The organism is Ureibacillus sp. FSL K6-8385 (genome assembly GCF_038593155.1).
GTDB lineage: Bacteria > Bacillota > Bacilli > Bacillales_A > Planococcaceae > Ureibacillus > Ureibacillus terrenus.
The window spans coordinates 2618535-2639716 of sequence record NZ_CP151968.1 but is presented as its reverse complement, the minus strand read 5'-3'; the positions used below and the strand labels follow the sequence as shown (position 1 = coordinate 2639716).

Sequence of the window (21182 nt, the reverse complement as noted above, 5' to 3'; positions counted from 1 at the left end):
GAAAAGGGGGAGTGTCGCATGTTGAAACGTCAGCCAATGTCAATCGGCGTATTTCCAGGGACAGCAGGTTTCTTCTTGTTGCCGCCTATAGAAAACGCGGATACCTTTATGCCTTCTTTATTGCAAGGTTTTCTGCCGGAACCTTGTCCAAAAGAATGGCAATTTTTTTTAGCTGCAATCGAAGGGGAACCTGTTGAACGGGTGAACGAATTATTGCCTGACACGAAAGAAGGCCACTTTAACCGTTTTATTCTTTTTCCCGAAAAGCGAAATTACAAAAAGGCCGAATCCATGTTGGATGGAGACTTGAAGCTGCTTTTGGATGCAGTTGCCTGGAGATTAAATTTTAAGCAGGACCCTCCCCATTTCCAAGATGATACAGCTGATGAAATCAAAGCTTTTATTTTGGCAACACATGCTTATGATGCATTTCAAAAAAGAGATTGGACAAAAGGGATACAGCTATTGGAAGGAGCAGCCCAAACAGTCAAAGAAATTTCACCTATTTTTTCTGCCAGGTTGCTGAGCGAAGCGGCGGCAACGAAACAATCATTAGGATTCATCGATCAACGGTTAATCGATTTGTATAAAACCGCTTTAACTTTAACGGAACGTTCAAAATTTGAAGATATGCGCGCCGAATTGACTTTTCAGCTTGGAACGGCCTATCAGGAATTGGCGGATGGAAACAAAACTTATTACTTGGAAGCAATCAAATGCTATAACAAAGCTTTAAAAGTTTACCGGAAAGAGAATGCTCCTGAAAACTATGCCATCATCCATATGAATCTTGCATTGTCTTATTTGGCGATGCCGCCAAATGAATATAACTACCATTTAAAAAATGCAATGGCCATCCAATCCCTCAGGGAAGCTTTGCGATATTTGGATCAAGAAAAGCATACCGAATTATGGTGCAGTGCCACCATCAATCTGGCGAATGCGCTTCAATATGCGAAGTCTTCCCATATTGAAGATAACTTATGGGAAGCGGTTGCCCTTTATGAAGATGTGCTAAAAGTGCGGAAAAAAGAAACCGATCCCCATGGTTATGCGAGGCTCATTGCGAATCAGGGAACAGCCCTTTCCCATCTTGGGGCTTTTTCCAGTGCAGTGCCCAAATTAACTGAAGCCAAACAGATTTTCGAGGAACTGAGGGATGAAGAGTCAAAAAAAGTGGTAGAGGACATGTTGCTGGAAATCAAGAAGAAAAAAGAAGAACTTTCCAAGCAGTAGTGGAGGGAAACTGGTGAACGATTATGAAAAGCAATATTTCAATACGCTGTTGCAAATGGCAACAGAGCGATTTGTAGAGCGGGCGCTTCAACGTTCGGAAGGTGCGGAAAATGCCCTGCGCCTATTACGCACCAATCCCCATGGAGAAGGGATATGGCTGGATCAATTTGTAGACGTTTTTTTTGAAGAATTTTTGCTCAATAATCCTGAAGGTTCATGTTTTATTTTACAGGCGCTTGCGAAAAGAAAATATCATTTCCAAAACATTCCGGGCCATGAATTAACAGTGGAAGAAATCGTGGAAAAAATGGCGAAAGAAGTGTTTGAAAATCTGCTGAAGCAGAAAGCGGAGGAAGTGCTTGAACAGCAATTAGCTTTTGGGGGGTGAAGCCCGTTGGGTACACAGTCAAAGAGCGTCGAGAATCTTTCAGAACGGATTGACCAAATACTCCAAGAAATAAAGACGATGGACTTTACCGATTATCAATTGAAAAAAATCTTGGAGTTGAAAAAAGCGATTGAAGCTTTCCATGAAGATGCCCTCAGAAAACTCGTAAGAATCGTGCGGTCGACGGATGAAGGGAAAAGATTGATGCTGGAGGCCGTAGAAGAACCTTCCGTTTATGCGATGCTCTTGTTGCATGGGATCATTAAACAAAATCTATATACAAAAGTCGCAGCGGTATTGGAAGAAGTCCGCCCTTATTTAAACTCCCATGGGGGCGACATTGAGCTGGATAAAATTGAAGGCAATGTCGTTTACGTCCGGATGCAAGGAGCCTGTTCAGGATGTTCCCTTTCGGCCGTCACATTAAAAAACGGGGTAGAAGAAGCCATAAAAACGAGAGTTCCGGAAATTGACCGGGTAGAAATGGTAAACGATTTATCCCCGGGATATATGCCGCTTACAGGAAAGGGAAATGTTGAAGAATTAAAGGATAGCGGCTGGAAAGAGGGGCCGGACATCGAAGATTTGAAAGAAAACAAACCCTATTATATCACCATTGACGGAGTGGACGTACTGCTAATCATTATAGATAACAAGATTATGGCATACCGGAACCGCTGCCCTCATAGGGGAATTCCATTTGCACAGGAGGAAGTGGAGCAGGTGGAAGGCATGTATTTGATCGGGCATGACAAAGCCCTCCGCTTCGATTTAACAAACGGGGAGTGCATAACGGTTCCGCACATTCAATTGGAGCCGTTTCCGGTCCGGATAGAAAAGAAGAAAATATGGATCCGGGTCGATAGTTAACATAACGATGGAGGGATACAGATGTGTCTTGCAATACCAGGGAAAATCGTTGAGCTGCTTGATGATCGAAATCAATATGCGATGATTGATGTTTCAGGCGTAAGAAGAAAAGTAAACATAAGCCTGATTCAGCATGAAGGGGTCAAGGTAAACGATTGGGTTTTGATACATGTCGGTTTTGCCATGAATAAAATCAGCGAGAAGCAGGCTTTAGAGCAATTACAGCTATTGCAGGAAATCGGAGAAGATAAGGAAGCGATGGCAGAAATAAAAGGATATCAATTTGATTAGCTAATGTATATTTTTGGGGGGATCCAAAATGCGCTTTATCGATGAATTTCGCAATCCTGAACTGATCAAAAAAACCCTGGAAGAAATCGAACGGATCATTGAGCCGGATGACCACTTCCGGATAATGGAAGCATGCGGTGGACATACTTACTCCATTTTTCATTTCGGGCTTCAAGAACTGTTGCCAAAAAATATTGAATTTATTCATGGTCCGGGCTGCCCGGTCTGTGTACTTCCACCGGGGCGGGTAGATGAAGGTCTGGAAATCGCGTCCAAAAATTCGGATGTCATCTTTACCGCGTTTGGCGATGTCATGCGGGTTCCGGGGAAAAAAGGCTCGCCATTAAACCATAAAGCAATGGGAACGGATGTCAGAATGATTTATTCGCCCCTTGATGCGTTGGATATCGCAATCAAAAACCCGGATAAAAAGGTGATCCTGTTTGCCATCGGATTTGAAACGACCGCCCCTTCCACCGCCATCACAGTACTAAGGGCCAAAGAATTGAATGTGGACAACTTTTTCGTGTACTCCAATCATGTAAAAATCGTGCCGGTTTTAAAATCCATTTTGGACCAGCCAAATATGAGAATTGACGGGTTTATCGGACCGGGCCATGCATCGGTGATCATAGGGGCGCATCCTTATGAAATCATCGCCAAGGATTACAACAAGCCGGTTGTCATATCAGGTTTTGAACCATTGGACATCCTTCAGTCCATTTTAATGTTAATTAAACAGCTGAAAAATGGGGAAGCCAAAGTGGAAATCCAATATAAGCGTGTTGTCATGGAAGAAGGCAATGTTTCTGCACTGGAAATCATCGATCAAGTTTTTGAAGACCGCCCTGCTTTTGAATGGCGGGGGCTGGGAGCCATTCAGAATTCCGCATTAAAGCTGCGGCCGGAATTTGCCAAATGGGATGCCGAAGTGCAGTTTAACGTTCAAAAAATTACCATCGAAGAAAACAAGGATGCACAATGCGGGGATGTACTGAAGGGGATGCTGAAACCGAACCAATGCAAATTGTTCGGGAAAGTATGCACGCCTGACAATCCTGTAGGAGCATTAATGGTTTCTTCGGAAGGAGCCTGTGCAACTTATTATAACCATCTATATTCAACAATGAACTATTAATCAATTAAAAAGATAGAGAGAAGGAGTAGTCGCCATGCTGACAGACAAAATTGCATTTAGAGAGCCGACGATTCAGTTGTCCCATGGAGCCGGCGGAAAAGCAAGCCGGAGATTGATCGAGGGTCTTTTGGCGCCATATTTCAATATGAAAGATTTAAATGATGCGGCATATGTGCAGGCGGATCAGGCGAAAATTGCTTTTACCGCGGACAGTTTTGTCGTGAATCCCTTAAGATTCCCGGGAGGATCCATCGGAGAGTTGGCCATCAACGGGACGGTAAATGACATTGCCATGAGTGGAGCCAAACCTTTGGCCATCGTTTCCACATTGATTATCGAAGCCGGTACAGAGACGGAAATATTGGAAGCGGAAATAAAAGCCATGCAAGAGGCGGCAGAAGAAGCGAATGTCGCCATCGTCGGCGGGGACACAAAAGTGGTCGAGCACCAAAAAGCTGACAAGCTGTTTATTACAACGGCAGGTATCGGTCTTGTTGATCCAAGAGTAAATTTATCGGCAGGCCGTGTCCAAAAAGAAGATAAAATCATCCTCTCCGGACCGATCGGGGATCATGGCATCACCATTCTCTTTGCCCGTGGCGAGCTCGATTTGGAAGCGGATATCAAATCTGATACACGTGCGGTATGGCCGTTTGTTGCCAAACTGATTGATGCGGCGGCGCCGGGATTAAAATGGATGCGCGATCCGACGCGCGGAGGTATGGCGACGGCACTGAACGAATTGGCGAGGGACGCAAAAGTGGCGATTGTGCTGGAAGAAGAAGCAATCCAGGTCCGTCCGGAAGTACGGGGAGCCTGCGAAATTTTAGGTCTTGATCCGATGCATATCGCAAATGAAGGCCAATTCATTGCGGTCGTTTCCAAGGAATACGCAGATGATGCTTTAAAAGCAATCCGGCAAGTTCCAGGGGGAGAGCAAGCGGCCATCATAGGTGAAGTGCATGAAAGCGATCGGCATATCGTCCTTTCCCGTTCTTCCTATGGAGGAACAAGAGCGATTGATATGTTAGTGGGCGATCCGTTGCCGCGGATTTGTTAAAAATCTATCATCCTCTCTATTTAATCCTAATTTAACCCTATAGAAAGAGAGTGATCCGATTGACATTATCATCCCGTACACTTTCCCATACTTTTTTGCCTGATACAGCCATTTGCGATGATTGCTTAAGAGAATTGTTTGACCCGACGAGCAAACGCTATTTGTACCCTTATATCGGCTGCCCTAACTGTGGACCAAGATATGTATTAATGACAAATCTTCCTTTCGAACGAAAAAATACAACAATGGCGGAGTGGGAGATATGCCCATCCTGCAAAGAAGAATATGAAGATCCACAAAATCGAAGATATCATGCGGAATTGAACTGCTGCCCTGACTGCGGTCCAAACTATTATCTAACAGTCAATGGCGAACGCTATGAAGGGGAAGAAATGTTCCGGCGAGTGGCAGAACTGTTAAAGAACGGCGAAATCCTTCTGATGAAAAACAATGGTGGTTATCATTTAGTTTGTGACGCATTTAATAAAGAAGCGGTTCAAGTAATGAGGGACAAGTTGGGCCGTCCAAGAAAATCCTTCGCCATTATGGTAAAAGATGTGGAAGCGGCCAAAGAAATTGTCCATTTGTCCGAAAAAGAAGAAGAAATATTATTGTCGAAAAAACGTCCAATACTCATCGCCAAATCAAAGAGTGAAGAATTAAGCTCCATTATTGCACCGAACAATCCGGATATCGGTCTTATGGTGCCTTATACAGGATTGCAGCATTTGCTGTTCCACTTTGGATCACCTCGATTTATTGTCATGACAAGCGCCAACTATCCTGGGGAACCTACGATTCATAAAGATGATCAATTAACAAGATTGCTGGAAGATTTCCAATGTGCAGTTTTAATTGGCGAACGGGAGATTGAACGGAGCGTGGATGACACGGTATTAAAAGTGACAAAACTTGGAGCCGTGCCTTTCAGAAGATCCCGCGGATACAATAATTTATTGAATATTACATTGCCTTCTTCCCGACCGATTTTAACCCTTGGCGCAGATTTAAAAAGCACCATTACATTGGTAAAAGATGGGCATGTCATAATGAGCCACCACTTGGGCGACACGTCCAAATATGGCACACAGCTAAAGTTTGAACGGGCAGTAAAAGATTATTTAAATTATCATGGCGTAGCTTTAAGTGACACCATCATTGGACATGATTTGCATCCGGAATATTTCACAACAAAATTCGCCCAAACGCTTGAAGGCTATCGACATGTTGCTGTTCAGCACCACAAAGCCCACTTGGCCTCCATTTTGGCTTTGAAAAATAAATTGTCCGAACCGGTTGTCGGAGTAATTTTCGATGGCGCGGGATACGGTGAAGACGGTGAAATTTGGGGTGGAGAAATCTTTGTAGGAAGTGTGCAGGAAGGATTTGCGAGAAGGGGCCATTTAAGAAAAGCTTCCCTGATTGGCGGAGATGCCGCGGCGACATTTCCGCTTCAAGCATTGGCAGGCTTTATCGGCGATTTCGACAAAGAGCTTCTCGATCGATTGCAGCTTCCTGAACCATTCCCTAAAGCGTTGAAAATTAAGGAGAAAAACATCCGGACATTCCCGACCACATCCGTGGGAAGATTGTTTGATGCGGTGGCCGCTTTAACAGGCTTCCATTTGGACAACTCCTTTGAGGGGGAAGCGGCGATCGGCTTGGAATACTTGGCCGGCCAATCTCCGATAGTGGAAGAAGTCTACCCATTCCCATGGACTGGGGAAGAATTGGACTATCGCCCTTTATTTGAGGAAATGATTCAATCCAGACTCAAAGGAACATCTCCATCTGTCATTGCAAGGGGATTTCATCGCAGTTTGGCGCAGGCGGTAGTGGATGTGATTACTGCCCTTTGCAAAGAATATGACACCAATTATGCTGTTCTTTCCGGCGGCGTATTTCATAATAGTCTGATTGTTTCCGACATCTTTGACTTATTGAAAGGCACAAATATTGAAATTTTTTATGATGATGAAGCGCCATTGGGCGATAACTGCATCAGCTTGGGACAAGCAGCCATCTTGTCGGCTATGAACAACGATTAGAAGGTGATTACGGTGAGAGCTTATCATCAAAGTCTGCTAATGTCAATGCTGATTGCGGCATGCTTCTTTCTTGCCGCATGCACATCCCAATCATCTGATTTAGAAACAGGAACGAAAAAAGACAGTTTAGTATTGGCAATCGGCTCGGAACCTGAAGATGGGTTTGACCCGACAACCGGTTGGGGCCGATACGGTTCTCCATTGTTTCAAAGCACGCTGCTTACACTGGACCGGAATTTCAATGTGCAGCATGATTTGGCTGTTGACTACAACGTCAGCGATGACGGGCTGGAGTGGACCGTCAAAATCCGCGATGATGTGAAATTTTCAGATGGAGAGCCTCTGACAATCGATGATGTGATTTTTACCTTTGAAACAGCCAAAAACAGCCAATCCGTTGTCGACCTGCAAAACTTAAAAAAAATGGAAAAGCTCGATTCCCATACAGTGAAATTTATTTTGGAGAAGCCCCAATCCACATTTTTATACACATTGACAATGCTGGGAATTGTTCCGAAACACGCATATTCCGAAAACTATCGGGAAAATCCGGTAGGTTCCGGACCGTACAAGCTGGTGCAATGGGATAAAGGACAGCAGCTGATCGTTGAAGAAAATCCTTATTATTATGGAAAAAAATCCTATTTTAAGAAACTGACTTTCCTATTTTTATCAGAGGATGCGGCATTTTTAGCAGCTAAAGCGGGACAGGTGGATATGGCGGCAGTTCCCGTTAATTTGGCGAAAGAAAAAATCCCGGGGATGAAGTTGATTGCATTGGATAGTGTGGATAATCGCGGAATTATGATGCCATTTGTAAAACCTAGATATGATTCCGAAAAAGGGGTTGCCATCGGACATGAAGTGACATCCGATCCGGCCATCCGAAAAGCGCTCAACATTGCCATCGACAGGGAAAAGCTCGTTGAAGATGTCCTTGAAGGTTTTGGAACACCCGCTTATTCTGTGGCGGACAATCTGCCTTGGTGGAATGAGGATACCATTATTGAAGACGGCGATGCGGAAGCGGCGGAAAAAATATTAATGGATGCCGGATGGACAAAAAATGCGGAAGGAATTTTTGAAAAAAAAGGGATAAAAGCAAGTTTTGCGCTGGTTTATCCTGCCAGTGACCAGACGCGCCAATCTCTTGCCATAGCCTTTAAACAAATGGCAAAAAAAATTGGAATTGAGGTAAAGACGGAAGGGAAAAGCTGGAATGAAATCGAAAAGGTCATGCATACCACTCCGGTGGTGATGGGCTGGGGAAGCCATGACCCGATTGAAATGTATCACCTTTACCATAGCAAGTATCGTGGACAGGGCTATTCAAATGCAAACTATTACTCCAACAAAAAAGTTGATCAATATATGGATCAGGCGATTCACGCGGCAACCCAGGAAGAAGCGAATGAATATTGGAAGAAAGCCCAATGGGACGGAGAAACCGGGTTCTCGGCGTTGGGGGATGCTCCATGGATTTGGCTGGTCAACCTGCAACATCTATATTTTGTGAATGAACATTTGAATATTGGCGGGCAAAAAATACAACCCCATGGTCACGGATGGCCGGTAACGGAATTTATTGCAGATTGGACGTGGGATGAATGACGGGCATGAAAAGAAGGCATAGAGTGTTGGCATTCCATATAGGCAAGTTTATTCTTAAACGTACGTTGAAATTTGTAACGCTGCTATTTGCCGTTGTCGTTCTGACTTTCATGCTCGTCAGCCTGTCCCCGGTGGACCCTATCCAGTCATATCTTGGCGCTGAAATGATGGTTGTCAGTGAAGAACAAAAAGAAGAAATTGCTGAATATTACGGGGTCAATCAACCGAAACTTCAGCAATTTTTCAAATGGTTGAAAATGTTTCTGCAAGGCGATTTAGGAACTTCCCTGGTGTACCGGCAGGATGTACTGTCCATTATTCAAGAAAAATTTGTGGCATCTTTTGCGTTAATGGCCCTCTCTTGGAGCATGGCCGGAATCTTAGGCTACGCATTGGGGGTTATTGCGGGGATGAACAAAGGAACATTTGCCGATCGGGCAATCAAACTTTATTGTTTTGTACTCGCTTCGACCCCTACATTCTGGATTGCGATATTGTTATTAATTGTATTTTCCCTGTGGCTTGGTTTATTTCCAATTGGTTTAGGGACGCCAATCGGGGTGGTATCGGAACAAGTGACATGGCTGGATCGGCTGAAACATATACTGCTTCCCGCGGCGACTTTGAGCGTGATCGGCGTTTCCAACATCACGCTGCATACGCGGCAAAAAGTGATCGACGTTTTAGATAGCGAATTTATCCGGTTTGCCAGGGCAAAAGGGGAAGAAGGATTCACGCTTTTTAAACGGCACGTTTTCCGAAACACGTTATTTCCGGCCATCTCCGTGCACTTTGCGTCCTTTGGTGAATTGTTTGGCGGGGCGATTTTGGCTGAGCAAGTGTTTTCTTATCCAGGGTTAGGACTCGCAATTGTCCAGGCGGGACTGAACAGCGATGTGCCACTTATGATGGGAATCGTTGTGTTCAGCACGTTTTTTGTATTTATAGGAAATCTTTTGGCAGATGTATTATATACCATGATCGACTTAAGAATGAAAAACGGTGAAGCAATATGAAATATCATTCCATTTCTTTCGGAACCCGAATGGCGATTTCCCGGAAAGGTCTTTTGTTGAAGCTTCTGGGACTGCTCTCGCTATTTCTGATTTTTGTTATCGGTGGATCTTTCATTGGTGAAGAACAGATTGAAGCGAATATGAGCCAAAAAAATCTCGGCCCTTCCATCAGGCATCTTTTCGGAACGGATTGGCTCGGGCGTGACATGTTTTTCCGCACTTTGTCAGGACTTCATTTAAGTTTTCGGGTCGGTTTGTTTTCAGCTGCAATCAGTACTTTGATTGCGCTCATTTTAAGTTTGTTGTCATCCTACAATAAGTATTTCGATGCAATGGTAACCATTTTGATTGATTTATTATTAAGCATTCCCCATCTCGTCACTTTAATTTTAATTGCTTTTGTATTAGGCGGCGGGGTAAAAGGCGTCGTCGTCGGAATCGCTTTAACCCATTGGCCTTCATTGACAAGGGTTTTGAGGGCTGAATTGATGCAAATGAAAACGGCGGAATACGTCCAAATTTCAAAAAAATTAGGGAAGTCCCGCATATGGATGGTCCGTAACCATTTTCTGCCGCAAATTCTGCCCCAATTATTGGTCGGTTTTATATTGCTGTTTCCCCATGCAATCTTGCATGAATCGGCCATTACCTTTTTGGGATTTGGATTGTCACCGGAGCAGCCGGCCATTGGCATTATATTGGCCGAATCGATGAAATATTTGACGGCCGGGATGTGGTGGCTGGTACTGTTTCCCGGTTTATCGCTGATTTTGATGGTTGCCATGTTCGAGGCAATGGGCAACAATTTTAGGAAAATGTTCAATCCTCAGTAAAGAAAGGATATAATCCATGAATATTGTGTATAAATTTAGAGATGAAACAAATGAAGAGATAGAAAAAATAAAGTCAAATTTTTTGCTGGAGGTAAACCATTTATCATTAACCATTGAACGGGTTGGAAAGGGATCGGACGTTGAACATTTGCATGTCATAAGGGATTTTCATTTAAACATTCATCAAGGAGAAGTGGTTGCGATCGTCGGCGCAAGCGGTTCCGGGAAAAGTTTGTTGGCGGACGCCATCTTGGGCATCCATCCGAAAAACTCGTTAATCGAAGGCAATATCAAGTATGAGAATCAACCATTGACGGAAAAAAGAAAAAAACGGCTTCGCGGCAACGACATCCTGCTCATCCCTCAAATGACAAACGCCTTGGACCCTTTGATGAAAGCGGGGAAACAGGTGGAATCTTTCATTAAGCAGAAAAATAAACAAAAAATAGTCAAAGACATTTTTCAAAAGGTGGGGCTGGACCCGGCCGTCTATCATCAAATCCCGTCCACTTTATCAGGAGGGATGATCCGCAGAATTTTCATTGCCATGGCGTTGGCAAGTAAAGCAAAGTTGATTATTGCGGATGAACCGACCAATGGTTTGGATGCTGAAGCCCTTGATGAATTGCTATTCCAGCTGAAAATGTTGGCAAATGACAACCGGGGTATCGTAATGATTACCCATGATTTGGAAGCGGCTATGAAAATCGCAGATAAAATAGCTGTATTTTATGCGGGAGAAACCGTTGAAATAGCAGACAGAAAAAATGTAAGGAAAGCCGGGAAATTTAGGCATCCATATTCGAGAGCGCTATGGAATGCATTGCCTCAAAATGGATTTGTTCCGATTGAGTGTTCCCAGCCTTCCCCTGCCGAGGAAATCATAGGCTGTTCATTTGCATCCTATTGTCCAAAAGCAACGAAAAGATGCGGGACGGAAAAGCCGGAACTGCGGGAAGTAGGAAATGGAGAAATGGTTAGGTGCTTTTATGCTTGAGTTGAAAAATATAAGTTTTCGGTATAATCGTTCAAAATGGCTGTTTAAACATGTCAACCTTGCCATTGGACAAGGTGAAATCGTCGGCATGTACGGGAAAAGCGGGTCAGGAAAAACGACGTTGGCAAAAATCATGGCAAATTATCTATCTCCAGCTGAAGGAGAAATCTTAATCGATGGAGAAAAAATGAACAATGAAAAATATTATCCGGTGCAATTAATTTGGCAGCATCCCGAAAAAGCCATCAATCCGAATTGGAAGCTTTCGACAATAATTGATGAAGCAGAAGGTTTGAATGAGGAAATCTTCAGTTTGCTCGGCATTCAGAAGGAGTGGCTCAATCGGAGACCCCATGAGCTTTCGGGCGGTGAACTGCAAAGATTTTGTATTGCCCGTGCATTTGGACCAAACACCCGGTATATTGTGGCGGATGAAATCACCTCCATGTTTGATGCCCTCACACAGGCGCAAATTTGGCATGCCTTCATCAAACTTGTGAAAGAGCGGAATATCGGGGTGTTGGCCATCAGCCATCATATTCCGCTGCTTGAAAAAATCAGTGACCGTTTAATTGATTTTAATAAATTGAAAAGCTGTCCGAATATCACAAATTAATGTTCGGGCAGCTTTTGCTTTGGACGAAAAGATTTAGAAGGAGAGCACTTTTTCCAAATGTTTGATCGTCGGTGTCAAATTCGCATAGAAATAAGCTTCACGCAGTCTGCGGGATGGATCGCAATATTGCAAATATCCGGCACTTCCGTTATGAAGCATGCTCGTCTGTGTTGCCTCCAACGTTAAATAAGCCGTTTCTAGGCGGATTTTAGCAATTTCTTTCCAATTTACAGACTCTACCGAAAAGAGTTCGCCGATTTTTTCTTCGATTTGTTGAATGGCTTCATCAATGTCATCGGCTTGCTTTTGAAGGAATTGATTGCAGCCGTTTTGTCTTGATTTCACTTTATGAATGGACTCGAGGGAAGCTTTTGTTACGCCGATACCCAATGGAATTTGATAGAGAATAAAAGTAGGACGGATTTCTTCAACAAACTCGTCGGCATCTTCAGCTAACACCAAATTATGTGGAATAAACACCTGATCAAATTGGCAGGAGTAAGTGGCACTGCCGTTTACCCCTAAGAAGCCCGCCTTTTCTTTCCATTTTAGTCCCTTTATATTGCATGGAACAAGAAACATTACCCGTCTATTTTCATTCACGCTGGCAATGGTTCCGAACCAATGGGAATCCGCCAAATTGGAGACAGCGGGAAGCACTCCGGAAAGAATGTAGCCCCCATCTGTTTCTTCCGCGCGCAAATGCAATTTTTCAAGGCCGGCATAATATTTCATTGGATTTGATAGGCCGGTTGCAGCCAAAGTTTGTCCATTTTCCATTAAAGGCAGTAATTTATTTTTTAATTCATAATTTTTTGTTTTACGTACATAAGTCAGCCCCGCTAAATGGCACCAGAGGCAAAAGGCTGTTGTCATGCATACTTTCGCAGTCTCTTCCACCAGCTGCATTTCTTTTAAAAGATACTCTGCTTCGGATCGGCCTTCTGAATTAAAAAAACCTTCCTTCCCCAGTTGCAGCAAATAATCGCGGGCATAATAAGCTTCCGAATCAATCTTCTTAACAAAAGGCTTCAATTTTTCCGAAATGATGTTTTCCAGCAACGGTTTCTCCACTAAACTGCTTTTCACCGGATTCACCTCAACAACACTTTAGATTTATTTATTTTGAAAAATAAATTATAATAAAACTAATAAATCTGACTAGTTTAGTATGTTTAAGGTTATTTTATTATACTTTGTATAAAAAGACAACTACAAATTAAAAAAGATAGCTAAACCAATAATCGGTTTAGCTATCCGAGAAGAAGGAGTTTATTCGTTAGGCAAAATTTCCGTAATAGAATCGATTGGTGTTTGTACAGCTTGACGGGCACGTTTTACAGCTTCTTCATCCGGTGCATCATAGAAGCATAAGCATTTTGTCATATCTTCGCATACGTAAGTTCTTGAGAATTTTACTTCGGGCACTTCTTGATAATGGACAGAATTTTTCTTTTTTCTTTCAAGGTACTGCTCCATAGTAATATTTTCTGGAATGTTCCATTCTACAAGATAATTGACAACTTCATTGCTTTTCTTAACTTCTTCCAAATCTTTGCCGACTAGACGGACTTGTTTGATCAGCTGTACCGGAATGGAAAATTCTCTTAATACTTCTGTAATGTCATTGCGTTGATTGCTCTCAAAGATAAAGAACGCGCGGGAAAAATCTTTTGATACTTGAATTTCAATCAATGATGCGCTCTTTTCTGCCAACTTATCTTGTAAAGAATTTGTAGTTTCATGTAATTGTTCCTTTGAAGTTACGATGCCATTTAAAGAAGATTCAACTAAATATAAACTCATTTTATTTACCCCTCACTTAAATTATATTTTTCCGACCTGTTAAGGTTATATTATTATACTTAGTTAAAAAAATCAACTTTGTATATAAAATTATTTTTGTGTTAAGATGAAAATACGGAGGTATTAAGTAAGATGGAAACAAAAACTCGATATGATATTCCTTGCAATATCGCGCAATCATTAAACATCATCGGGGATCGCTGGACCTTGCTCATTATCCACGAAATATTGGTGGGTCACACACTGTTTAATGAAATAAAAAAATCTTTAAAAGGCATTTCCTCCAATCTGTTATCCGAGAGATTGAAATATTTGGAACAGCATGGATTAGTGGAAACGGAACTATATTCGGAGCATCCTCCCCGCTATTGCTACAAGTTGACGGAAAGCGGAAAAGAATTGGAAGATGTATTTAATGCTTTGATAATTTGGGGGAGCAAGCATTTAAAAAAATGTTATAAGAAAATTATTGATGCAGAAACGGGCGATGAGGTGGAGATTGGCTATTACTCCAAGAAGACCGGGGAACGGGTAAAGAGAATTGCTGTCGTTCCAATTGGTGAAGAGATTGAAAGTAAATAATATGGAAAGAAGCTGACCAATTGATAGGCATAGGCGGACACTTGTACCAAGTGCAGGAGTTTCCTATCAATCTGTCAGCTTTTTTAATTTTTCCTTTTAAAATTTTTCTAGATAGTTGAAAAATAAAACAAAGTATAATAAAATAACCTCAAATTATTAAAATATAAGTAATCTGATATGTATTTATGAGTTTGGTGATGGGAGGTGGATGGGATGGTCCTGGAACAACCGGCTATGATTCAAGTGCGCCAAGTAAGCAAAAATTACAAAAAGAATAATCAAGATATCCAAGTATTAAAAGACATCACTTTTACAGTTCAAAAGGGAGAAATCATCTCGATTCTAGGGGAAAGCGGATGCGGAAAAAGTACTTTGTTAAATATTATTGGCGGCTTTGAAAAGGCTACCGGCGGAGATGTATTGTTGGATGGTTCGAAAGTAAATGAGCCGAATCGCAAATGCATCATGCTGTTTCAAAATTATGGATTGCTTCCTTGGCGTACGGTTTTGAAGAATGTGGAGCTTGGCCTTGAAAAAAACATTAAGAATCGGAAAGAAAGAAAAGAAAGGGCATTGAATTATATTCAATTAGTCGGTTTAAGCGGAAAAGAAAATATGTTTCCCCATGAACTTTCAGGCGGGATGCAGCAAAGGGTAGGAATTGCCAGGGCGTTGGCGATACAGCCTGAACTCATTTTATTGGACGAACCTTTTGCCGCTTTGGATACGTTTAATCGATATTATTTGCAAAATGAGTTGCTTCGCATCCAGGAGCAGGAGAAAACAACAATGATTCTGGTTACTCATGATATCGATGAAGCGATCTATCTTTCTGACAGAATTTTTATCATGCATCCAAATCCTGGCAGAATCCATCGGGAAATCAAAATCCATTTGACGAAACCCCGGGATCGAAGCGACGGAGATTTCCAGCATTATCGGAACATTATTTTTAAAGAGTTTCATTTTAATAGACCTGGAAATTTATTGGAATTCAATATCTAGCAATAAAGAAAATAATAGGTTGGGTGGTATGGATGAAAAAAGTGAAAAGAGGGTTTCTGTTTATTCTTGCCATTCTTTTTCTTCTAAGTTTAGCGGCATGCAATGGCAGCGAAGAAGAAAAGAGCGGCGGAAATGAAAAGCGGACAATCAAAATCGGCTATTTGCCAATTACTCATGCAGTGCCATTGTTCGTTGAAAAAGAACTCGGGAAATATGAAAATTTTGATTTGGAATTGATCAAGTTCGGTTCATGGACTGAGCTTTCAGATGCATTGAATACGGGCCGCATTGACGGGGCTTCCATGTTAATTACTCTTGCAATGAAAGCGAAAGAACAAGGAATCGATGTAAATGCCGTTGCATTAGGACACCGCGATGGCAACGTAGTCGTGGTTTCTAAAGATATTAGCAATGTTGCGGATTTAAAAGGAAAAAGCTTTGCAATTCCGCATAAATTCTCGACTCAAAATGTATTGCTTTACCAATTGCTAAAACAAAACGGCTTGAAATATGAAGATGTGAATGTCGTTGAATTGCCTCCAGCCGAAATGCCGGCAGCCCTTTCGGAAGGAAGAATTTCCGGTTATGTGGTAGCGGAGCCTTTTGGTGCGGTATCTGTGTCTCTTGAAAAAGGAAAGGTGCTATATCAGGATAAGGATATTTGGGAAAATTCCATTGACTGTTCTTTAGTGTTGCGCAGTGAATTCATTGAAAAAGAAAAAGAACTTGCCCAAGAATTTGTGAATTACTACATTGAGGCGGGGCATTTCGCTGAACAAAAAGATGCACAAGTGAAGGACATGTTATTGAATTACATGAAAGTGGATCAAAATGTTCTTGATTTGTCTTTAGAATGGATTTCATATGATGATTTAAAAATTAATCGGGAAGATTATGAAGAGTTGGCATCCAATCTGGTTGAGATGGGACTGTTCGAAAGTCCTCCTGCATATGAAGATTTTGTAGATCATTCCTTGATAGAAAAAGCGAAGTGATAATGATGAAGAATTCAAAGTTCCTAATAAATGCGGGCATAGGATTTACTATTTTAATAGTCATTTGGCAATTCATTGCTGAAGTCGGTGGTTATGAATCCGCCCTGTTTCCGCCTCCATCAAAGGTATGGGAAGGAATTCTAACCTTAATCAGTGATGGTACATTATTGACTCATTTACAAGTGAGTTTGTCGCGTTTCATTACCGGTTACCTTTCAGCGGTGATTGTCGCCATTGCGCTTGGATTGATCCTGGGGAGAATCCCGTTATTGTGGGGCGTCATCGATCCCATTGTGCAAGTATTGCGCCCTGTTTCCCCTATCGCCTGGTCTCCCTTTATTGTCCTTTGGTTCGGAATCGGGGATATCCCGGCAATCGTGATTATCTTTATTGCCGCCTTTTTCCCTGTGCTATTATCCACCGTCTCGGCTGTCCGGAAAGTGGAAAATACGTATATTAAAGTTGCCCAAAACTTTGGCATCAAGAAGTTGGAACTTTTGCGGAAAATCATTTTACCGGCTGTGTTTCCGTATATAGCAAACGGTCTTCACATTGCCGTGGGGACGGCATGGATCTTTTTAGTGTCCGGGGAAATGGTCGGTTCTCAATCAGGTTTGGGATATTTGATTGTAGATGCAAGAAATTCCATGAGATTGGATTTGGTAATGGCCGGAATTATATTTATCGGAATCGCCGGGTTGATTTTGGATAAATTGGTCGGCTTATTTGAAAGCTGGATCAACCGCATTTGGGGAAGACAAAGCGCTTGATGGTGCTGAAATCGGACTCCTGTTGATTCATTGGAAATGAATTATGGAAAGTATAGAAAAAAGCCGAATTTCCTGAATGATTGCAAGGAAATTTGGCTTTTTTGTTTTGGATATTAAAAATCATGGGCGATTCTGAAGGGGTTTCCGGAAATTTGACGAAAAATTAATGAAGATATTTTTCACTTCGCCATTAAAAGGGGGATAGAAATGAAACTGATTTCCATTTGTCCGAGCAACACCGAGCTGGCTGGCTATTTAGGATTGACTTCTTCATTGGTAGGGGTGGATGATTATTCCGATTGGCCGGAAGAAATTGAACAATTGCCGAGATTGGGCGGAGATTTGAATATTGATATGGATCAGGTGGAGAAGCTTGAACCGGATTTGGTATTGGCTTCCCTTTCCGTGCCAGGGATGGAAAGGAACATTGAAGAATTGGAAAAACGGAATATTCCTTATGTCATTGTGCCGAATCCAAAGACGCTTGCCGAAGTCGGGGAATGCTTATTATTTGTCGGAGAAGTGACGAATACACTGGATGAAGCGAAGAGAATCTATCGTGTATTTGAAGAACATCTCGAGAAATACCGGAATTTATCCAAACAAGTGGAGCATCCCAAAAATGTTTATTTTGAATGGTGGGCAAAGCCGATTTTCACTCCAGGAGCATCCAATTGGCTGACGGAACTGGCTGAACTAGCCGGAGGAAGAAATATCTTTGAGGATTTCCGGGAGGCAAATGTACAGACGGATTGGGAGGAAGTGAAAAGAAGGAACCCGGATGTCTTTTGTGTTGCCTGGGTGGGGGTGCAAACCGGAAAAATCAACCCGAAAGTCATCTTCAAACGCCCGGGTATCCAGGAAATAAAAGCGATACAAAATAATGAGTTCCATATCTTAGAGGAGGCGCTATTCTGCCGCCCTTCCCTCAAACTATTGCAGGGATTAACCAAGCTGGCGGCCATTTTACACCCGCAAATCTATCCTCCCTATGATGGAAAGGACCCGTTATTGGTGATGAAAGAAGAAAGAAAATCTTCATAATATAATCTGCAAAGGTACTTCGTTTGAAAGCGGATGGATGCAATTCGCTCTTTTTTGATAGATGAATGGATAGGGTAATAGCTGAAAAATCTCTTTTGTACGGAAAAGGCTCCAAAGATTCGTCACATGTGCAGTTGCCCTCCCCGCATACGTTGGACCGGAAGAATTTCGATTACTTTAGTTTTAAAATCGGTTTTTCAGGGTATGACGCAAATAAACCACTAAGAGGGGAGGCAAAGGAGATGGAGCTGATAAAAGCCTTGGCCGTTTTCTTTGGAATCATCTTATTAACCGCTTGTTCGTCCGAACCTCCCGTTCCCCAAACAGCCAAAACCTCTAAAGATGATCTTGAAATTATCGCAACAGGCCTTGAAATTCCATGGTCCATTGAAAAAGCGGGGGAAGCTTTTTATCTTTCGGAACGAGTGGGAAATATAGTGAAAATTGAGGATGGGCAAGCGGCAAGACAGTCCGTTCAATTGGAGAAGCCTCTTGCAAAAGCTGCGGAAGCCGGATTCCTGGGATTTGTTCTGGCTCCGGATTTTGATAGGTCCCATGAGGCATTTGCGTACTACACTTACACAGATGAAAACGGACAATATAATCGCATTGTCCGTTTAAGATTGGAAAGTGATATATGGGTTGAGAAAGGGGTATTGCTCGACCGGATACCGAGCGGCCCGGTCCATCATGGCGGAAGGTTGAAAATTGGCCCGGATGGCAAACTTTATGCCACTGCGGGAGATGCATTGAGGCCGTCTGTAGCCCAGAATGTATATTCATTGGGCGGAAAGATTTTAAGGCTCAATTTGGATGGTTCCGTTCCTGCAGATAACCCATTCCCCAACTCTTATGTATATAGTTATGGCCACCGGAATCCTCAAGGTTTGTCCTGGTCTCCGGAAGGAACGATGTATGCAAGCGAACATGGCAACAGCGCCAATGATGAAATTAACCGGATTGAACCGGGAAAAAATTATGGTTGGCCGGACATCGAAGGAAACGATAAGAGGAAAGGATTGGTGTCGCCGCTGTTTACATCCGGTTCAGGACGGACATGGGCGCCATCCGGAATGGCCTATAAGGAAGGGAAGTTGTATGTTGCAGCATTAAGAGGGGAAGCCGTGTTGGAATTTGATTTAAAAGAAGGAACAGTAAAAGAAGTCATTGCCGGTTTTGGGAGAATCCGCGATGTGTATATTGAAGGGGATTTCCTCTATTTCATTACCAATAATACCGATGGACGGGGAAGTCCAAGGGAGAATGATGATAAAATATACCGTCTTTCCTTATCAGAATAAAAATGAACATAAAAAGGCTGTTTAGAAAGCGGCAAGCTTCTTAAACAGCCTTTTTCTATATAGAAAAGAATCTTAGACTATTTGATCGGCCATCACTTTTTGCATATATTCCCCGGATTGTTCAAGGGTTGTCATTGTATTGATCATCGAGCATGCAGCGTCGAGAATCGGGAAAGCAAGGGCAGCCCCGGAACCTTCGCCAAGTCTCATATTCATGTTCAGCATCGGTTCTACTCCCAATAATTCGCTTGCGATTTTTGCACCGGGTTCTTCGGACAAATGGGACGGAATAATGTAATCTTTTACCTTTGGCTCCAATTTATAAGCGATTAATGCGGAAACCGTGGAAATGAAACCGTCAATTACGACAGGCACCCGGTTGGCTGCCGCGCCTAGGACAACTCCTGCCATTCCGCCCAATTCCAGTCCCCCGACTTTTGCCAAAACGTCAATCGGATCTTCAGGGTCTGGTTTGTTGATTTCGATTGCCCTGCGAATCACATCAATTTTATGTTGGAGGCTATCCACCCCCGCCCCCATTCCGGTTACTTCAGCAGGATCATACTTGAAAAGCGCGGCCAAGACGGCGCTGCTGGCGGTTGTATTGCAGATGCCCATTTCGCCGGTTGCCAATACGTTAACACCTTGTTTTACTTGTTCATTGGCCACTTCGATTCCCGCTTCAATTGCCCGTATGGCTTCTTCCCGTGACATGGCCGGCCCTTTGGCCATATTGGCAGTACCGTATCTTACTTTTTTATTGATGACCCCTGAACTTTCCGGCAAATCTTCCTTGATTCCCACATCGACGGAAACCACTTTTGCTCCCGCCGCTCTTGCAATGGCACAAACTCCCGTAAAACCTTTGGCAAAGCCAATGGCCTGCATTACCGTTACAAATTGAGGATTGTTGGATACGTTTTCTTCATACACCCCGTGGTCCGCGGCCAATGCAATGACCGCTTTGTTGGATACGTCGAGTTCAAGTTTCTCTGTAATACCGGCAAGCTGTATCGCGATTTTCTCCAATTTTCCTAAACTGCCTAAAGGTTTGCAAAGAGAATCAACTTTTTCTTTTGCCTTTTCCATCATTTCTTTGTTTGCTTCCGTGATGCTTTCCAAGGTCGCTTGCAATAGTTCCATTCCAATCTCCCCCATCATTAGTATCAATGTTATATTAAAATAATAAAAGTCTGCAGTTTATTGGCATGCCAAATAAACTACAGACTTTACCATCGTACTGTATGTTTAAAGCAATTAGGCAGGTCTCCTGGCTCAGGTTCATCGCAAATATGGGCCTTCCCGGTTTCCCAGTGGCATTTTCCATATTGCTCCCCAATACAGTGGTGGGTCCGCTAAAGATTCTCACTTTATTCCCTATTCTCCCGTCACGACGGGCACCTAATTGCTGTAAATATTCTGTTTTTTATAAATGTAAGATGAAAATATGTTTTCGTCAAGATTTTTCGGAGTCAATTGTCTGAAGAGGAATGCTAATGTCGAAATAGGAATGTGCTTAGCGGATCGAGTTTGGAAGTTTGGCTTGACGATAAAATATACAATTGTATACAATGC

At 42.7% G+C, this 21182-nt stretch carries 21 protein-coding genes and 1 riboswitch; of the genes, 18 read left to right on the top strand and 3 right to left on the bottom strand.

Features of this window, described 5'->3' with window-relative positions:
• Window positions 1-18 precede the first annotated feature (18 nt).
• Genes NST62_RS13105 through NST62_RS13050 form a run of 12 tightly spaced genes read left to right on the top strand, consistent with a single transcriptional unit; the run spans window position 19 to window position 12104 of the window.
• Entirely contained in the window at window positions 19-1236 is a 1218-nt protein-coding gene (locus tag NST62_RS13105; RefSeq protein WP_328219893.1) for a tetratricopeptide repeat protein, read from the top strand.
• 13 nt (window positions 1237-1249) lie between these two features.
• On the top strand, window positions 1250-1624 hold the full coding sequence (locus tag NST62_RS13100; protein ID WP_141603197.1) for a hypothetical protein: 375 nt from the start codon (window positions 1250-1252) through the stop codon (window positions 1622-1624).
• Window positions 1625-1630: 6 nt separating this feature from the next.
• Window positions 1631-2494, top strand: coding sequence for a NifU family protein (locus NST62_RS13095; protein ID WP_246045894.1), 864 nt, complete (start codon window positions 1631-1633; stop codon window positions 2492-2494).
• Between the two features lie 21 nt (window positions 2495-2515).
• Window positions 2516-2785, top strand: a complete 270-nt coding sequence (locus tag NST62_RS13090; RefSeq protein WP_328219895.1) for a HypC/HybG/HupF family hydrogenase formation chaperone — start codon at window positions 2516-2518, stop codon at window positions 2783-2785.
• A gap of 28 nt (window positions 2786-2813) precedes the next feature.
• A complete protein-coding gene (hypD, locus tag NST62_RS13085; protein WP_141603199.1) occupies window positions 2814-3923 on the top strand; it encodes a hydrogenase formation protein HypD in 1110 nt (369 codons plus the stop codon).
• A gap of 34 nt (window positions 3924-3957) precedes the next feature.
• Complete coding sequence (hypE, locus tag NST62_RS13080; protein ID WP_342462969.1) at window positions 3958-4983, top strand: hydrogenase expression/formation protein HypE; 1026 nt, start codon at window positions 3958-3960, stop codon at window positions 4981-4983.
• Window positions 4984-5042: 59 nt separating this feature from the next.
• Window positions 5043-7031, top strand: coding sequence for a carbamoyltransferase HypF (gene hypF, locus NST62_RS13075; protein ID WP_342462968.1), 1989 nt, complete (start codon window positions 5043-5045; stop codon window positions 7029-7031).
• Between the two features lie 39 nt (window positions 7032-7070).
• Window positions 7071-8642, top strand: a complete 1572-nt coding sequence (locus NST62_RS13070) for an ABC transporter substrate-binding protein (RefSeq protein ID WP_141603221.1) — start codon at window positions 7071-7073, stop codon at window positions 8640-8642.
• A gap of 5 nt (window positions 8643-8647) precedes the next feature.
• On the top strand, window positions 8648-9658 hold the full coding sequence (locus NST62_RS13065) for an ABC transporter permease (protein ID WP_141603202.1): 1011 nt from the start codon (window positions 8648-8650) through the stop codon (window positions 9656-9658).
• The gene (locus NST62_RS13060; protein ID WP_141603203.1) at window positions 9655-10491 is read left to right on the top strand and encodes an ABC transporter permease; all 837 of its coding nucleotides are present in this window, start codon (window positions 9655-9657) and stop codon (window positions 10489-10491) included. Before NST62_RS13065 ends, NST62_RS13060 begins: the two co-directional genes overlap by 4 nt.
• 16 nt (window positions 10492-10507) lie before the next feature.
• On the top strand, window positions 10508-11488 hold the full coding sequence (locus NST62_RS13055) for an ABC transporter ATP-binding protein (RefSeq protein WP_328219897.1): 981 nt from the start codon (window positions 10508-10510) through the stop codon (window positions 11486-11488).
• On the top strand, window positions 11457-12104 hold the full coding sequence (locus NST62_RS13050; RefSeq protein ID WP_246045895.1) for an ATP-binding cassette domain-containing protein: 648 nt from the start codon (window positions 11457-11459) through the stop codon (window positions 12102-12104). The genes NST62_RS13055 and NST62_RS13050 overlap by 32 nt, the downstream gene beginning before the upstream one ends.
• A 33-nt stretch (window positions 12105-12137) precedes the next feature.
• Here NST62_RS13050 and NST62_RS13045 read toward each other — a convergent pair whose 3' ends face one another.
• Together NST62_RS13045 and NST62_RS13040 are read right to left on the bottom strand one after the other, a co-directional pair.
• Complete coding sequence (locus tag NST62_RS13045) at window positions 12138-13193, bottom strand: acyl-CoA dehydrogenase family protein (RefSeq protein ID WP_342462967.1); 1056 nt, start codon at window positions 13191-13193, stop codon at window positions 12138-12140.
• Between the two features lie 183 nt (window positions 13194-13376).
• Window positions 13377-13910, bottom strand: a complete 534-nt coding sequence (locus NST62_RS13040) for a DUF4242 domain-containing protein (protein ID WP_141603206.1) — start codon at window positions 13908-13910, stop codon at window positions 13377-13379.
• A 132-nt stretch (window positions 13911-14042) separates the two neighbouring features.
• Between NST62_RS13040 and NST62_RS13035 the strand changes: the two genes are divergently transcribed.
• The 6 genes from NST62_RS13035 to NST62_RS13010 all read left to right on the top strand — a co-directional run bounded on the left by NST62_RS13035 (window position 14043) and on the right by NST62_RS13010 (window position 19607).
• Window positions 14043-14492, top strand: coding sequence for a helix-turn-helix domain-containing protein (locus NST62_RS13035; protein ID WP_141603207.1), 450 nt, complete (start codon window positions 14043-14045; stop codon window positions 14490-14492).
• Between the two features lie 213 nt (window positions 14493-14705).
• Entirely contained in the window at window positions 14706-15497 is a 792-nt protein-coding gene (locus NST62_RS13030) for an ABC transporter ATP-binding protein (RefSeq protein WP_328215836.1), read from the top strand.
• 32 nt (window positions 15498-15529) lie between these two features.
• On the top strand, window positions 15530-16492 hold the full coding sequence (locus NST62_RS13025; protein WP_141603208.1) for an ABC transporter substrate-binding protein: 963 nt from the start codon (window positions 15530-15532) through the stop codon (window positions 16490-16492).
• Between the two features lie 5 nt (window positions 16493-16497).
• Complete coding sequence (locus NST62_RS13020) at window positions 16498-17262, top strand: ABC transporter permease (protein ID WP_141603209.1); 765 nt, start codon at window positions 16498-16500, stop codon at window positions 17260-17262.
• Window positions 17263-17469: 207 nt separating this feature from the next.
• A complete protein-coding gene (locus NST62_RS13015) occupies window positions 17470-18306 on the top strand; it encodes a cobalamin-binding protein (RefSeq protein WP_141603210.1) in 837 nt (278 codons plus the stop codon).
• 242 nt (window positions 18307-18548) lie between these two features.
• Window positions 18549-19607 (top strand): sorbosone dehydrogenase family protein, encoded by a 1059-nt coding sequence (locus NST62_RS13010; RefSeq protein WP_328215834.1) that lies wholly within the window; start codon window positions 18549-18551, stop codon window positions 19605-19607.
• 72 nt (window positions 19608-19679) lie between these two features.
• Here the strand turns inward: NST62_RS13010 and cobT are convergent, their stop codons facing one another.
• Entirely contained in the window at window positions 19680-20750 is a 1071-nt protein-coding gene (gene cobT / locus NST62_RS13005; protein WP_141603212.1) for a nicotinate-nucleotide--dimethylbenzimidazole phosphoribosyltransferase, read from the bottom strand.
• A 99-nt stretch (window positions 20751-20849) separates the two neighbouring features.
• Window positions 20850-21027: riboswitch (cobalamin riboswitch) on the bottom strand.
• Window positions 21028-21182 lie beyond the last annotated feature (155 nt).

What these genes read in the sequence shown, in the direction of transcription:
- NST62_RS13105 (WP_328219893.1), top strand. Translation starts at nt 19, where the DNA reads ATGTTGAAACGTCAGCCAATGTCAATCGGCGTATTTCCAGGGACAGCA.
- NST62_RS13090 (WP_328219895.1), top strand. Translation starts at nt 2,516, where the DNA reads ATGTGTCTTGCAATACCAGGGAAAATCGTTGAGCTGCTTGATGATCGA.
- hypD (WP_141603199.1), top strand. Translation starts at nt 2,814, where the DNA reads ATGCGCTTTATCGATGAATTTCGCAATCCTGAACTGATCAAAAAAACC.
- hypE (WP_342462969.1), top strand. Translation starts at nt 3,958, where the DNA reads ATGCTGACAGACAAAATTGCATTTAGAGAGCCGACGATTCAGTTGTCC.
- NST62_RS13070 (WP_141603221.1), top strand. Translation starts at nt 7,071, where the DNA reads ATGTCAATGCTGATTGCGGCATGCTTCTTTCTTGCCGCATGCACATCC.
- NST62_RS13065 (WP_141603202.1), top strand. Translation starts at nt 8,648, where the DNA reads ATGAAAAGAAGGCATAGAGTGTTGGCATTCCATATAGGCAAGTTTATT.
- NST62_RS13060 (WP_141603203.1), top strand. Translation starts at nt 9,655, where the DNA reads ATGAAATATCATTCCATTTCTTTCGGAACCCGAATGGCGATTTCCCGG.
- NST62_RS13055 (WP_328219897.1), top strand. Translation starts at nt 10,508, where the DNA reads ATGAATATTGTGTATAAATTTAGAGATGAAACAAATGAAGAGATAGAA.
- NST62_RS13050 (WP_246045895.1), top strand. Translation starts at nt 11,457, where the DNA reads ATGGAGAAATGGTTAGGTGCTTTTATGCTTGAGTTGAAAAATATAAGT.
- NST62_RS13040 (WP_141603206.1), bottom strand. Translation starts at nt 13,910, where the DNA reads ATGAGTTTATATTTAGTTGAATCTTCTTTAAATGGCATCGTAACTTCA.
- NST62_RS13035 (WP_141603207.1), top strand. Translation starts at nt 14,043, where the DNA reads ATGGAAACAAAAACTCGATATGATATTCCTTGCAATATCGCGCAATCA.
- NST62_RS13030 (WP_328215836.1), top strand. Translation starts at nt 14,706, where the DNA reads ATGGTCCTGGAACAACCGGCTATGATTCAAGTGCGCCAAGTAAGCAAA.
- NST62_RS13025 (WP_141603208.1), top strand. Translation starts at nt 15,530, where the DNA reads ATGAAAAAAGTGAAAAGAGGGTTTCTGTTTATTCTTGCCATTCTTTTT.
- NST62_RS13020 (WP_141603209.1), top strand. Translation starts at nt 16,498, where the DNA reads ATGAAGAATTCAAAGTTCCTAATAAATGCGGGCATAGGATTTACTATT.
- NST62_RS13015 (WP_141603210.1), top strand. Translation starts at nt 17,470, where the DNA reads ATGAAACTGATTTCCATTTGTCCGAGCAACACCGAGCTGGCTGGCTAT.
- NST62_RS13010 (WP_328215834.1), top strand. Translation starts at nt 18,549, where the DNA reads ATGGAGCTGATAAAAGCCTTGGCCGTTTTCTTTGGAATCATCTTATTA.
- cobT (WP_141603212.1), bottom strand. Translation starts at nt 20,750, where the DNA reads ATGGAACTATTGCAAGCGACCTTGGAAAGCATCACGGAAGCAAACAAA.